Origin of the sequence: Streptomyces sp. GS7 (assembly GCF_009834125.1) — a bacterium.
Classification (GTDB): domain Bacteria; phylum Actinomycetota; class Actinomycetes; order Streptomycetales; family Streptomycetaceae; genus Streptomyces.
This window is the reverse complement of the sequence record NZ_CP047146.1, coordinates 2871893-2886047: the sequence shown is the minus strand read 5'-3', so window position 1 is coordinate 2886047 and position 14155 is coordinate 2871893. Positions and strand designations below refer to the sequence as shown.

Below are 14155 nucleotides of genomic sequence, written 5' to 3'. Positions count from 1 at the left end.
GGGAGGTTGACGGCAGGCCCTGGGGCTGCGGGCCGGAGGTCGTGCGAGGGGGGCGGCCTGGCGACCGCCGGTCCCGGTCAGCTCTTCTCGGTGACTCCGGCGGAGTCGAAGGTGGCGACCTCGTGCATGGCGCGGGCGGCGCTCTGCACGATGGGCAGCGCGAGCAGTGCGCCGGTGCCCTCGCCCAGCCGCAGGTCGAGGTCGACGATCGGGCGCAGGCCCAGCTTGTTCAGCGCCGCGACATGGCCCGGCTCGGCGCTGCGGTGGCCGGCGATGCAGGCGGCCAGCGCCTCGGGGGCGATGGCCCGGGCCACCAGGGCGGCGGCTCCGGCGCTGACGCCGTCCAGGATCACCGGCGTGCGCAGCGAGGCGCCGCCGAGGATCAGGCCGACGATGGCCGCGTGCTCCAGGCCGCCGAGCGCGGCGAGGACGCCGACCGGGTCGGCCGGGTCGGGCTGGTGGAGTTCCAGGGCGCGGCGGACGACGTCGACCTTGCGGGCGTGCGTCTCGTCGTTGATGCCGGTGCCGCGGCCGGTGACCTCGGCCGGGTCGACGCCTGTGTAGACGGCGATCAGGGCGGCCGAGGCGGTGGTGTTGGCGATGCCCATCTCACCGGTCAGCAGCGCCTTGTTTCCGGCGGCCACCAGGTCCCGGGCGGTCTCGATGCCGACCTCGATGGCCTTGAGGACCTCTTCCTGGGTCATCGCGGGGCCCTGGGTGAAGTCGGCGGTGCCGGGCCGGACCTTGCGGGGCAGCAGGCCGGGCGTGGCGGGGAGTTCGCCGGCCACGCCGACGTCGACCACGCACACCTCGGCGCCGACCTGGTTGGCGAAGGCGTTGCAGACCGCGCCGCCGCCCAGGAAGTTGGCGACCATCTGGCCGGTGACCTCCTGGGGCCAGGGGGTCACGCCCTGGGCGTGGACGCCGTGGTCGCCGGCGAAGATCGCGACCGCGGCCGGCTCCGGGATGGGCGGCGGGCACTTGCGGGACAGGCCGCTGAGCTGCGCGGAGATGATCTCCAGCATGCCCAGTGCCCCGGCCGGCTTGGTCATCCGCTTCTGCCGCTCCCAGGCTTCGCCGAGCGCCTTGGCGTCCAGCGGGCGGATGCCCTGGAGGGTCTCCTGGAGGAGGTCGTGCGGGTCCTCGCCGGGAAGCGCGCGCCGGCCGTAGGTCTCCTCGTGGACGACCCAGGACAGCGGGCGGCGCTTGGACCAGCCCGCCTGGAGCAGTTCGGGCTCGTCCGGGAACTCGTCGACGTAGCCGACGCAGAGGTAGGCGACGACTTCGAGGTGTTCGGGCAGGCCCAGTTCGCGGACCATCTCGCGCTCGTCGAAGAAGCTGACCCAGCCGACGCCGAGGCCCTCGGCGCGGGCGGCGAGCCAGAGGTTCTCGACGGCGAGCGCCGAGGAGTACGGGGCCATCTGCGGCTGGGTGTGCCGGCCGAGGGTGTGCCGGCCGCCGCGGGTGGGGTCGGCGGTGACGACGATGTTCACCGGCGTTTCGAGGATCGCCTCGATCTTCAGCTCGCGGAACTGCTTGGCGCGCGCCTTCGGCAGCGACTTGGCGTAGGCGTCGCGCTGCCGCATGGCGAGCTGGTGCATCTTCTCGCGGGTGTCGTCGGACCTGATGACGACGAAGTCCCAGGGCTGGGAGTGGCCGACGCTGGGGGCGGTGTGGGCCGCTTCCAGGACGCGCAGCAGCACTTCGTTGGGGATCGGGTCGCCGCGGAAGCCGTTGCGGATGTCGCGGCGTTCGCGGATGACGCGGTGCACCGCGGCGCGCTCGGAGTCGTCGTAGGCGGGGGCGGCCGGGGTGGCGGCGCCGGGGGTGTCGCCGCCGTCGGTGGCCCCGTCGGCGGGTGCGACGGGGGCCTCGTCCTGGGAGGCCGCCGGGGAGTGGTCCTCGCCCTCGCCGAGTTCGACGAGTTGGGCGTCGTCCTGCTGGTGCGGGCGGGGGGTGCCGTCGTGCGCGGCATCGGCGGCCGCGGCGGCCTCCGGTGCCTGCTCGGCGGCGGCCGGCTGCGCGGCGTCGGGCGCGGCCCCGGCCGCCGGGACGGGCTCCGCGGTCGCCTGGGCCGGGATGTGCAGGACCACGTTCTCCGCCGCGGCGGCGGGGGCGGCGGGGGCATCCGCGGTGGGCTGGTCGGCAGCGGCGGGGGCGGCATCCGGGACGGGCTCGGCGTCCTGCGCCGCGGCAGGCTGTGCGGCGCCGTCCGCCGGGACCTCCGCCGGGGCGTCGGCCACTGCCGGGGCCTCGGCGGCCGCCGCGTCGGGCTGCGGCGCGGCCGGGGGCTGAGCGCCCTCGGGGGCGACGGGCGCCGCCGGTGCCGGCGCGGCGCTGTGTCCGCCCTCGGCGGCTACGGGGGCCGGCGCGGACTCCGCCGCCTGCGCCCCGGGCTCCTCTATGACGGCCTGGTCCTGGGGCGCGGCGCTCTCGGCTGCGGGCAGGGCGACGGGGCCCTGCGGCGCGGCCGCGGCGTCCGGCTCGCCCTCGGGGGCGACCGGCTGGGCCGCGGCGACCGGCTGGGCGTCCGTGGGCTGCCGGTGCTCGGCCGGTGCGCCGGACTCGGCCTGGGCGGGCCGGGGTTCGGCCACGGGCTGGGACGCGGCCGGGGCCTCCTCGGCGGCGGCCGGCTGGGCGGCGTCCTGCTGCGGGGCGGCGGCCTGCGGAACCTGCTCGGCATGGCCGGGCGAGGCTGCCGGACCGGCCTGGTCCGCGGGCTGCACCTCGGCCTCTGCCGCTGCCGCTGTCGTGTCCGCCACTGCTTGTGCCACCGCCTCCACCGTTGCTTCCTGCTGCGGCTGCGCGGCCGCTACGGGGACGTCCTGAGCGGGGAGTTCCTGGACCGGCGCGGGGGCCGCCTGGACCGGAGCCTCCTGGACGGGGGCTTGCGGAGCGGCGGCCTCCGCCGCCGGGTGCTGCGGCTGCTCCACCGCCTCGGCCGGAGCCTGGACCGGCGTGCCCGGGGCCGCACCTGCGGCGTCAGCCGGCTCGGCGGCCTCCACGACGACCGCGGAACCCGAGGCGTCCACCACCACGGCCGCGACCGCCGCCGCGGCGCCCTCGGCGGGCACCGGCGCCGGCTGCGCCGGAGTCTGCGGCTGCGCCTGGGCCTGCGGCTGCGCCACGGGCAACGCGCCGTCCGGCTGGGGCTGCTGGGGCTGCGGGGTCGGCTCGACGGCCGGTACGGCGCTCTGTTCGGCGGGCTCGGTGGGCACCGGCGCCGCGGCGGCGACCGCGTCCGCGTCGCCCGGGGTCTGCGCGGCCTCCGGCACGGGGACCGACACCGCCTGCGCGGACGCCTCTCCCCACGGCTGCACCTGCGCCGGGACCTGGGACGGAATCTCGCCCAGCTGCGGCCCGGGCAACGGGCCCTGCCCGGCGGCCCCGTAGGACTGCTCGGCGTACAACTGGCCGTCGTAGGGCTGCTGGACGTAAGCCGGGGCACCCGCGGGCGGCGTCGCGTAACCGGCGTCCCCGTGGGCGGCCTGCTCCGGATAGGGCTGCGCCTCGGCGGGCTGGTCGCCCACCGCCACGGCCTCCGGCGCCTGCGGGGCCTCGGCCGGTACGTCGAGGTACTCGGGGCCGCCGGACACCTGGGCGGGCTGCCGGGGCGCGGCCTGGGGCACCTCGGCCGGGCCGCGGTCGGCCAGTGAACGGACCACACCGCCGGTCGCGTCCGGGACGGGCGGGCCCATGTGGAGCGGACGGCGCGGCGCGGCGGCGGGCTGGGCGGCGGCCCGTGCGCGCGCCTGCGGCTGGGGGGCCGCGGGCTGCGGGATGCGGACGGCGCCGAGGTCGACGGAACCGGAGTCGCGACCGCCGCTCTCGTGGTCGCCGACGGCCGCGTGCTCGGCGGCCGGTGCGGGGACCGGCTCGTAACCCGCGGCCTGCTGGGGGGCGGCAGCCGCGTCGAACGGCCCGCCCTGCTGCGGTACGGCGTGCGGCTGCGGCTGGGCGGGCTGCGGCATCTGCTGGGCCGGCTGCTCGCTCCAGGCGCCCTGGGCGCCCGGCATCAGCAGCAGGTCGTCGTCCTCGGGGACGGTCTCGGCCGCGTCGAGGTAGGGGTAGTCGCCCGGCTGCTGCGTCGGGCCGGCGTCGGCAGGGGAAGGAACGGCCGGCTGCGGCTGCCCGCGATGTCCGCCTGCGTTCTCCGGCTGTCCCTCGCCCGGGACCTGGCCGGTGTCGGTCATGCGTACCCCTCGCCCATTGGTAGTGCTCCTTCCAACCGCTCGCGCGACCCGCTCGACCGGTGCGCACCGACGCCCCGATAGCTAGAACGAGCGAGCGCGCCTCCCGGCACGTCCGCCCTCAAGTGCTTCATTTTCGTCCAAAACCACGGCATTTTCCGGATATTGGCGTACGAAGCCGAACGCGGAACGGCGGCGCAACGATCCGCCAGCCTACCTCGCGCGGGTGGGCTCCCAGGTCACGGGTGAGGAACGCGATAGCCGCTCAGCAAAAACACCACAGAGCGTTCACGTTCGACCCAGACGGAGGTGTCCAGTTCTACCGACTGAAGGAGGGCGCACTCGACTTCGTACCCGCCGTCGGCGAGCGCCCGGCCCAGCGCCTCGGCCTCGTCGCGGGTCGCGGCGTGGGTGACGATCCGTTCGGGACGGCGCGCCGCGCAGGCGGTGACCACGTCCACTCCCCCGGCGCCGATGCGCACCACGTCGGGCTCCGGCAGGTCCTCCAGGATCTGCGGCGCCCGGCCGTGGACGACCTGGAGTTGGACGCCGAGCCGGCGGGCGATGGCGGTGGTGCGCCCGCAGGCGTCCGGGTCGACGTCGACCGCGATGACGGCGGCGCCGAAGCGCGCGGCCTCCGCGGCGGCGGCGCCGCTTCCGGAGCCGATGTCCCAGACCAGGTCGCCCACCCGCGGCCCGAGGCGGGCGAGTTGGGCGGTGCGCAGCTGGACGGACTCGCCCTCGCCGAGCGCCCCGCCGTACGCGCGGTCCGGAAGTCCCCAGCCGCGCGGCCCGGTCGGCTGACCCGCTCCGCCGCCGGGGGTGCCGGCGATCCAGCCGGTGCCCTGGGCGGCGGCGCCGGCGGGCGATCCGCCGACGACGATGACGACATTGGGGTCGCGCCATACGTGGTCGGCGGCCTTGTCGGATGTGAGGACCGTCACCCGTTCTCGTTCGGTGCCCAGGTCCTCGCAGATGACGAAGGTGCGGTGGACGTCGCCCAGCAGCAGGGCGAGTTCGGCCGGGCCGGCGCCGGGCGAGGTGAGCACGGCGACCTTGGGGTGGGCGCGGCAGACGTTGACCGCACGGCGCAGATCGCGGCTGTGGGCTACGACGATCTGCGCGTCGTCCCAGGGCATGCCGGCCCGGGCGAAGGCGGCGGCGACGGACGAGACGGCCGGTACCACCTCGACCTCCAGGCCGTATTCGGGGGCGCGCAGGGTACGTACCACGCCGAAGAAGCCGGGGTCGCCGTCGGCGAGTACGACGGCGGTGCCGCGGTGCTGGGCGATGCGGCGGGCGGCCAGGGTGACGCTGCCGAGGCGGATCCGCTCGGCGGCGGGCGGGACTTCGGGGAGCGCGAGATGGTGCGCGGCTCCGGCCACCAGCGTCGCGGCGCCGAGGGCGGAGCGGGCGGCGGCGGTCAGCGGGGAGCCGTCCCATCCGATCACCGTGACCCGGTCGGCCATGCTCGTCAGTCTCCTGGGGCTGGTGGGGGCGCGGGCGGGGGGCCGCCTGCCGGTGGTGGTGCGACGGGCGCTGCGGGTGCTGGTCGGTGCGGTTCGGTGCTGGTCGGCGCGGTGCGCGCGGTTGTTTCAGCAGGCCGAGGGTACCCCGATGCGCAGGGTCCGGAGGGGCTACAGGGTGGTCAGTTCCACTCGGGGTAGGCGAAGCCGTTCGCGTCGGCCATCCTGCCGGGTAGGCCGTCGAGGTCCTCGGGCAGCAGGCTCCACACGATCAGGTCCGTGCGGATGTCCGTCCAGCCGCCGTCCTCCGTGCGGCTGCGGGCTATCCACGCGTTGCGCAGCACGCCCTCACTGATGCAGCCGATCTTCTGGGCCACCTGCTGGGCGGCGGTGTTGTCGGCGGCGGTGCGCAGTTCGATGCGCTCGAATCCCGGGTCCCGGAAGAGCCACTGCGCGACGGCGAGCACGGATTCCGACGCGTAGCCCTCGCCGCGGGCCCAAGGGGCGGTGACGTAGCGGATCTCGGCGCTGCGGAGCCGCCAGTCGGTGTGGTCGAGGACGATGGAGCCGACCAGCCGCTGGGTGAGGAACTCGGTGACGGCCAGGGCGATGCCGCGGCCCCGGGTGCGGACGGCGGCGGCCCCGCCGGTGGCCCAGGCGCGGGCGTCGGCGAGGGTGTACGGGTGCGGCAGCGCGGTCCAGGCGGTGACCAGCTCGTCGGACATCATCTCGGCGAGCGCGGGTACGTCGGCCTCTTCGAAGGGGCGCAGCACCAACCGCTCGGTGCTGAGCGAGATGTCCGGAAAGGTGGATGTCATGCCGATGCTCCAACGCCGTTGACTGGGGTGTTCCGGGACGTCACGGGCCGTTTTCTCCGTGAGGTCGCGGGCCGTCCTGACCGTCTTGAATGCACCAGCATGCAGCATCCGCCCACGGACGTGCCACGCGCCCGGGCCGGCCGGCGCAGCCGCGGCTGCCGCCGTTCGCCGCGCCTGGTCGCCGCCACGGCTCCGCGCTTACGCCGGTGCCGCGGCTGTCCCTGACAGCTGCTGTGACCGCTGCTGTGGCGACCCTCGGGCCGTTGCCGTGACCGTCCTCGGGCCGTGCGGGCGGCTGCGGTTCTCGCCATGTGCGCCCTGCTTGTCCTGGGCGCTCCGGTCGCCCCGGTGCCCTGCTCGCCTCGTTGATCGGCTCGCCCCGCTCCCCCACCCCCCGCCCCCAACCTCCCCACCACACCCGCCCACCCCCCGAAGGGGGGTGGGCGGCGGGGAAAAAGCAAGAGGTACGGGTGGGCGGCGGGGAATAGAGGAGCGCGCCCTCATCTCCGTGGACGGCACCCCTGCGCCCCACCCCCGTCCGTGCCTCGGCTCCTGACGGGGCCGGCGTCAGCTCTTGACCGGGCCGAAGGCCGGGATGACCGAGCCGTCCTTGTACTTGTCCTCGATGAACTTCTTGACCTCGTCGGAGTTCAGGAGCTGGGCGAGCTTCTTGATCCGCGGGTCGTTCTCGTGGCCCTTCTTGACGGCCAGGAAGTTGGCGTAGGGGTTGCCCTTCGCCTTCTCCAGGGCCAGGGCGTCGGTGGACGGCTTGAGGTGCGCGCCGACGGCGAAGTTGCCGTTGATGACGGCGGCGTCGACGTCGTCGATGCGGGGCGCGGTCTGCGCGGCCTCCAGCTCGGTGATCTTGATGCCCTTGTTGTCCTTGACGTCGGTCAGCTTGGCGTCGGAGCCGACCCCGGGCTTGAGGGTGATCACACCGTTGTCGGCGAGCAGCTTGAGCGCACGGCCCTCGTTGGAGGGGTCGTTGGGGACCGAGACGGTGGAGCCGGACTTGAGGTCGGAGAGCTTGTGGATCTTCTTGGAGTAGATGCCGAGCGGCTCGATCTCGACGTTCACGACCGGGACGATGTGGGTGCCGTTCTCCTTGTTGAAGGTGTCCAGGAACGGCTTGTGCTGGAAGAAGTTGGCGTCGACCTGGCCGTCGTCGGTGACCTTGTTGGGGATCTTGTAGTCGTTGAACGGCTTGACGACGAGCTTGAGGCCCACCTGCGGCGCCAGCTTGTCCTTGACGTAGTCGAGGATCGTGGCGTGCGGGGTGGGGCTGGCCGCGACGACCAGGGGGGCGTTCTTGTCGCTCTTGTCGCTGCTCGCGGTCGTGTCGGACGGTGCGCTGCAGGCGCTCGCGCCGAGGGCGACCGCGGAGGCGGCGGCTATGGCCGCGGTGATCTTGATGGTGTTACGCACGAAGAGTGCCTCTTTCTTGTACACACGGGGGTTTCCGTGTGGGGTACGCCCGGCAAAGGGTCCGGGCTTCGGGGTGCGGGTGACGCGGGTGGTTCGGGTGTCAGGCGGCCTCGGTGACGGCCGCCGGCTCCTCGGCCCGGACGCGGCGCAGTCCGACGCGTACGGTCGCGGCGCGGCCGCCGCGGCGGGCCAGCCGGCGCACGATCAGGTCGCCGAGCAGCTGGACGAGGGTGACCAGGACGATCAGCTCCACGACGGTGGTGATCATGAGCGAGGTCTCGTACTGCTGGTAGCCGTAGGTGTAGGCGAGGTTGCCCAGGCCGCCGCCGCCGACCGCGCCGGCGATCGCGGAGTAGCCGATCAGCGTGATGACGGTGGTGGTGACGGCCGCGACCAGTGCCGGCAGCGCCTGCGGGAGCAGCACCTTGAAGACGATGGTCCAGGTGCCGCCGCCCATCGCCTGGGCGGCCTCGACCAGGCCGTGGTCGACCTCGCGCAGGGCGGCCTCCACGAGGCGGGCGAAGAAGGGGATGGCGGCGATGGCCAGCGGGACGACCGCGCCGGTCGGGCCGATGGAGACGCCGACGACGAGCCGGGTGAAGGGGATCAGGACCACGATCAGGATCAGGAACGGGAAGGACCGCCCGATGTTCGCGATCGCGCCGAGGACCTTGTTCACCACGACGTTCTGGAGCATGGCGCCGCGGTCGGTCAGATGCAGCAGTACGCCTACGGGTATGCCGACGAGCACCGCGTAGAACGTCGACCACCACACCATGAAGAGGGTGTCGAGCGTGTTGTCGTACAGCAGCGGCTGCATGTCGTTCCAGCTCACTTGGCATCTTCCTTCTGGAGCGGGGCGGTGCCGACGGCGCCGGTCTCGGCGTCGCCGACGACGTCCACCTGGAGACCCTGCTCGCGCAGGAAGCCGATGGGCACGACGTTGTCCTCGAAGCGGCCGGGGAGTTCGATCCGCATCCGGCCGATCTGCTTGCCGCCGACGGTGTCCATGGCGGCGCCGAGGATCGAGATGTCGACGTTGTAGGTGCGCGCGAGTTCGGACACCACGGGGCGGGTGGCGGCCTCGCCGTGGAAGGTGATGTCGACGACCGTACGGTCCTCGGCCGAGGGCTCGCCGCCGACCGGGAAGAGTTCCCGGGCGAGTTCGGAGCCGGGGGTGGCGAGGAGTTCGGCGACGGTGCCCTGCTCGACGACGCGGCCGTTCTTCATCAGCGCGGCGGAGTCGCAGATGGTCTTGACGACGTCCATCTCGTGCGTGATGAGCACGATGGTCAGGCCGAGCTGGCGGTTGAGGTCGCGCAGCAGCTGGAGGATGGAGCGGGTGGTCTCCGGGTCCAGGGCGCTGGTGGCCTCGTCGGACAGCAGCACCTTGGGGTCGCCGGCCAGTGCCCGGGCGATGCCGACGCGCTGCTTCTGGCCGCCGGAGAGTTGGGCCGGGTACGCCTGGGCCTTGTCGGCGAGGCCGACCAGGTCCAGCAGTTCCAGGGCCTTGCGGGAGCGCTCGCGGCGGTCGACCTTGAGGATTTCCAGCGGCAGTTCGACGTTGTCCTGGACGGTGCGCGAGGACAGCAGGTTGAAGTGCTGGAAGACCATGCCGATGTGGCTGCGCGCGGCGCGCAGGGCGGCGTTGGCGCGCTTCTGGTTGCCGGCCAGCGCCGTGAGGTCCTGGCCGGCCACGGTGACCGTGCCGGAGGTGGGGCGTTCCAGGAGGTTGAGGCAGCGGATGAGGGTGGATTTACCGGCGCCGCTCTGGCCGATGACGCCGTACACCTCGCCTTCGCGGACGTGCAGATCGACGCCGTCCAGGGCGGTGACCTCGCGGTCTCCTGAACGGTAGACCTTGGTCAGGCCCGTTGTGGTGATCACAGGGAATTCCGTCACTGTCGAGTGCTCGGCGGCTCGCCCGCCGGGCACGGGGCATTCTTGCGAGTGCGGCAGAGGGGAACGCGGAGCGGCGGCGGGCGCGGGGCCCGGCTCCGGGTTCCGGTGACGCGGGGCGGCCGGTGGCGTCTGTGGGGTGACGTACGGCGCATGGCAGCGGGTCTCGCTTCGGGGCGCGAGGCTCAGGCGGGGGCCCTCAGCGGTCACACATTCGACACATGCAACGAGCACCGGGCGCGTTGGACGCCTCGGTCGCAGGGGTGCGGTAGCTCGTCGTGGTCATGTCGGCCAGTAAACCAGACAGCGGCGCGACCCCTTCAAGCCTGTCCGTATATCGGACATCGCTGATCGCAGGGTGGACGGCGCCCTGCTCCGCGCCGCCGCTCCCGGCCGGGCGCCCGTGGCCTGCGCGGACGTCTCCGGCGGCCCGGGACGGCGGAAGCCGGCTCCCGCCCCGCCGCGGGGCGCGCTGTGGCCAACGCCACGGCCGGCGCGCCTCCGGGTGCCGTGGCGGGGTCGGGCGCGGCCCGCCACGCGCCGCGGATTAGCATCGGCCCATGCCCCACAACCCCATGGCGCGCGAGCGCGTCGTCCGGAGGCCCCGGTGATCGACGCGCTGACGATCGCGGTCGGCGTCGCCGCTCTCGCCCTGGCCGTCTGGTGCGGCTTCGCGGCCTACCGCGACCAGCCCACCAAGGACTGGCACTTCATCGGTATGGCCGTCGTGTCGCTGCTCTGCATCGTCCAACTGGTCATCGCCTTCGTGCAGTTGGCGCGCGGCCAGTCGCCGGACAAGGGCACCGCGCTGTTCGTGGCGTATCTGCTCGGGGCCGCCGCCTGCGTACCGGCGACCGGGTTCATGTCGCTCTCGGAGCGCACCCGGTGGGGTTCGGCCACCGTCGCGGCGGGCGCCGTGGTGCTGGCCGTACTGGAAGTGAGACTCTTCGACATCTGGGGAGGCGGCAGTGCCTGAGGCAGTGCCCGAGACCACGACGAGCGCCGCGGCGCAGGACGCCCGGGGCGCGGCCCCGGCCGGAAGGCTGTCGCTGGGCACCGGCCCGGGGCGGCTGCTGGTCACGCTCTACGGGATCTTCACGGTGGCCGCCGCGTCCCGCTCGCTCTACCAGCTGATCGCCCAGTTCGACCGGGCCCCGCTGGCGTACAGCCTCTCGGCGGTCTCCGCGGTCGTGTACGGGTTCATCACGTTCTCGCTGGTGCGGGGCGGGGAGGGCGCCCGCAGGGCGGCGATCGCCTGCTGCCGGCTGGAGCTGCTGGGGGTGTTCGGCATCGGCACCTGGACGCTGGTCGACTCGGCCGCGTTCCCGGACGCCACAGTCTGGTCGGACTACGGGATGGGCTACCTCTTCATCCCCGTCATCCTGCCGGTCACCGGTCTGATCTGGCTCCGCCGGGCCCGCGCGAAAGCGGCGGCCTGAGCGGCGCGACGGCCGCGTCGGAGGTACGGGCCCGCCACCGGCGCGGGCCCGTCCCGGCGTCCTACGCTCCGGTGAGCTGCTTCTCCAGCGTGACCACGCTCAGCCGACCGGTGCGCCGCTCGGTGCCCACCGGCGCGTAGCCGTGGCTGCGGTAGAGCCGGAGGTTGCCCTCGCTGCGGTGGCCGGTGAGCAGGCGGTAGCGCTTGGCGGACCGCTCGGCGGCGAGCCGTTCCTCGACGGCGGCCAGCAGCCGCCCACCGAGGCCGTGCCGCTGGAGGCGCGGATGCACCATCAGTTTGGCGATCTTCGCGGTGCCGTCGGCGTCGACCGTGCCGCGGACCGATCCGACCACCTCCTGCCCGAGTCTGGCCACCATCACGCAGCCCTCGCCGAGTTCGGCGCACAGGGCGTGCAGCGTCTGGGTCAGCGGCTCGATGGCGTAGTCGTCGTAGAGCGCGGCCTCCGTCTGGTAGCAGAGGTACTGGAGTTTGAGGATCTGTTCGGCGTCGTCGTCGGTCGCCGCAGAGATGGTCACGCTCGTGCCCATGCGCGTTTGCCTCCCCTTTTCGGTTCGCTGCTCGCTTCCGGAGTCCCCGCAAATCAGGCGCGGCAATCTCCGGCGCGAGCATTCTGCGCAGGCATTCGGGACAAGCGGAACGGACCGGCGCCAAGCTCCCCTGTGACATTCCCAACTCAGATGAGTACGGGGGCGGATGGGGCGACATGGCGCCGGTCCGGGACGCGCGGGCGGTCAGTGCCGGCGGAACTCCTCGGCGGCGAGCACCGCGGTGTCCGGGTTGTCGGAGAACAGGCCGTCGATACCGGTCGCGTAGAGCGCCTTGAAGTACGCGAGCGAGTCGCCGTAGTCGCCCGGGTTCTCACCCACCCGGAAGTCCAGCGGTAGGAAGTTGTTCTCGTTCCGCACGGTGTACGGGGTGAGGAACAGCCCCGCGGCGTGCGCGTCGCGGACAAGGGTGGTGGGCTTGCCGAGCTTGCCCTTGTCGTCCTGCGCGATGATCTGCGGCAGCCAGGGGCCGATGCCCTGGGCGAAGCCGGCGATCCACTTGAGCCCCTCGGGCTTGAGGAGGTCGGCGGTGGTACGCGGGTCGCCGGACTCGACGAAGTCCCAGGGCCTGACGGACGGTTCGTCGAGCAGGACGACCTTCGGGCACTTCACGCCCAGTTCGCTGAGGCGGCGGAGACTGCTGGACTCGAAGGACTGCAACAGGTTGGGGGCGTGCGCGGTGTGCCGGCCGTACCGGCGCAGCAGCTTGGCGAGCGGCTCCTCGATGCCCAGGCCCAGCTTGCGGAAGTAGGTGGGGTGCTTGGTCTCCGGGTAGATCCACACCGGGCGGCCGCGGCGGCGCCCCTCGCGCTCGGCCCACTGGAGGACCTCTTCGAAGGTGGCTATCTCCCAGTGCCCGTTGTAGAGGGTGTTGTGCTGGCGGACGTCGGGGATGCGCTCCTTGGCGCGCAGGGTCTTCAGCTCGGCGAGCGTGAAGTCCTCGGTGAACCAGCCGGTGATCTTCTTGCCGTCCACGGTCTTGGTGGTCTTGCGGCCGGCGAACTCCCGGTGGTCGGCGACATCGGTGGTGGCGGAGATGTCCGGCTCGTGCCGGCAGACCAGGTGTCCGTCCTTGGTGGGGACGAGGTCGCCGGCCTCGATGACGTCCGCGCCCATGTCGAGGGCGAGTTGGTAGGAGCCGAAGGTGTGCTCCGGGCGGTAGCCGCTGGCGCCGCGGTGGCCGATGACGAACGGGACGGGCAGCTTCGCGGGCCGCCCGGCGGGCGTCGGCCGGGCCGGCCGGCCGTCCGGATCCGCCGCGGTGGCCGCGGTGGCCGGGCCGGCGGCGGCGAACACCGCCGCTCCGGCGCCGAGCGCCGCGGCCCCCAGCACCGTCCGCCGTCCTGGCTCCTGCCGCTTCTCCATACGGTGCTCCTCGCTGCGCGTCGCGTTGCCCGTCCGGCCGGTTTCCGGACTTTTCGCGGTTTTCCGGTGTATCAAGAGACATCCCAGGAGGTGTCCTGAGCACGTCACCCGGGGCGTCGCCCGATCGTAAGCACGAACGGGCGACATCGACGAGACGACAGGGGGTTGTTGGAGGGACCATGAACGTAACCCGCGTCAACTCTGCGTATCGCCTTGGTGAACCCGATGTGCGAGCAGGGGTAACCCGCGAGTATGGTCCTGGGCGGCAGAGAACTGCGCTCCCTTGACCTGTCCAGCCACGACCCGGAGGACCCGTTGTCCCGCATTGTGCTGAAGGCGATTCTCGGACTGGTGATGCGTGTCCTGTTCCGCCCGAAGGTCGAGGGCATCGAGCGCATCCCGGAGACCGGCCCGGTGATTCTGGCCGGCAACCACGTCACCTTCATCGACTCGCTGTTCCTGAGCCTGGTCGTCAAGCGCCCGGTGTTCTTCATCGGCAAGGACGAGTACGTCACCGGCAAGGGCGTCAAGGGCCGCCTGATGGCCTGGTTCTTCACCACCGCCGGCATGATCCCGGTGGACCGCGACGGCGGGCACGGCGGGGTCGCGGCGCTGATGACCGGCCGCCGGATCCTGGAGGAGGGCCAGGCCTTCGGCATCTACCCGGAAGGCACCCGCTCCCCCGACGGCCGGCTGTACCGCGGCCGTACGGGCATCGCCCGGCTCGCCCTGATGACCGGCGCCCCGGTCGTCCCGTTCGCCATGATCGGTACGGACAAGGTGCAGCCCGGCGGCAAGGGCCGTCCGCACATCGCCCCGGTGACGGTGCGCTTCGGTGAGGCGCTGGACTTCTCGCGGTACGACGGCATGGACCGCGACCGCTATGTGCTGCGGGCGGTCACCGACGAGGTGATGAGCGACGTCATGGAGCTGTCCGGCCAGGAGTACGTCGACATCTACGCCACCAAGGCCAGGGCCGCCTGACCCC

Annotated in this window: 11 protein-coding genes; 3 read left to right on the top strand and 8 right to left on the bottom strand. The window is 73.1% G+C overall.

All coding sequences use genetic code 11. The features are described from left to right. Positions 1-77 precede the first annotated feature (77 nt). The 6 genes from cobT to GR130_RS12420 form a co-directional block, all read right to left on the bottom strand. Positions 78-4193, bottom strand: a complete 4116-nt coding sequence (gene cobT, locus GR130_RS12445; RefSeq protein WP_159504787.1) for a nicotinate-nucleotide--dimethylbenzimidazole phosphoribosyltransferase — start codon at positions 4191-4193, stop codon at positions 78-80. A gap of 236 nt (positions 4194-4429) precedes the next feature. Further along, positions 4430-5659, bottom strand: coding sequence for a precorrin-6y C5,15-methyltransferase (decarboxylating) subunit CbiE (cbiE, locus tag GR130_RS12440; RefSeq protein ID WP_159504786.1), 1230 nt, complete (start codon positions 5657-5659; stop codon positions 4430-4432). A 179-nt stretch (positions 5660-5838) separates the two neighbouring features. Then, on the bottom strand, positions 5839-6474 hold the full coding sequence (locus tag GR130_RS12435; protein WP_159504785.1) for a GNAT family N-acetyltransferase: 636 nt from the start codon (positions 6472-6474) through the stop codon (positions 5839-5841). A 567-nt stretch (positions 6475-7041) separates the two neighbouring features. Beyond that, entirely contained in the window at positions 7042-7899 is an 858-nt protein-coding gene (locus tag GR130_RS12430; protein ID WP_159504784.1) for a MetQ/NlpA family ABC transporter substrate-binding protein, read from the bottom strand. A 100-nt stretch (positions 7900-7999) separates the two neighbouring features. Further along, entirely contained in the window at positions 8000-8734 is a 735-nt protein-coding gene (locus GR130_RS12425; RefSeq protein WP_159504783.1) for a methionine ABC transporter permease, read from the bottom strand. Beyond that, a complete protein-coding gene (locus tag GR130_RS12420) occupies positions 8731-9786 on the bottom strand; it encodes a methionine ABC transporter ATP-binding protein (RefSeq protein WP_201304869.1) in 1056 nt (351 codons plus the stop codon). The genes GR130_RS12425 and GR130_RS12420 overlap by 4 nt, the downstream gene beginning before the upstream one ends. 619 nt (positions 9787-10405) lie before the next feature. Between GR130_RS12420 and GR130_RS12415 the strand changes: the two genes are divergently transcribed. Further along, positions 10406-10774 carry a hypothetical protein gene (locus GR130_RS12415; RefSeq protein ID WP_159504781.1) on the top strand — a complete coding sequence of 123 codons (369 nt, stop codon included), beginning with the start codon at positions 10406-10408 and terminating at the stop codon, positions 10772-10774. A 4-nt stretch (positions 10775-10778) separates the two neighbouring features. Next, positions 10779-11237, top strand: a complete 459-nt coding sequence (locus tag GR130_RS12410; protein WP_159509924.1) for a hypothetical protein — start codon at positions 10779-10781, stop codon at positions 11235-11237. 61 nt (positions 11238-11298) lie between these two features. Here GR130_RS12410 and GR130_RS12405 read toward each other — a convergent pair whose 3' ends face one another. After that, entirely contained in the window at positions 11299-11784 is a 486-nt protein-coding gene (locus tag GR130_RS12405) for a GNAT family N-acetyltransferase (protein ID WP_159504780.1), read from the bottom strand. A 204-nt stretch (positions 11785-11988) separates the two neighbouring features. Next, entirely contained in the window at positions 11989-13167 is a 1179-nt protein-coding gene (locus tag GR130_RS12400; RefSeq protein WP_159504779.1) for a glycerophosphodiester phosphodiesterase, read from the bottom strand. Between the two features lie 315 nt (positions 13168-13482). Here GR130_RS12400 and GR130_RS12395 point away from each other — a divergent pair, with 315 nt between their 5' ends. After that, on the top strand, positions 13483-14151 hold the full coding sequence (locus tag GR130_RS12395; protein WP_159509923.1) for a lysophospholipid acyltransferase family protein: 669 nt from the start codon (positions 13483-13485) through the stop codon (positions 14149-14151). Positions 14152-14155 lie beyond the last annotated feature (4 nt).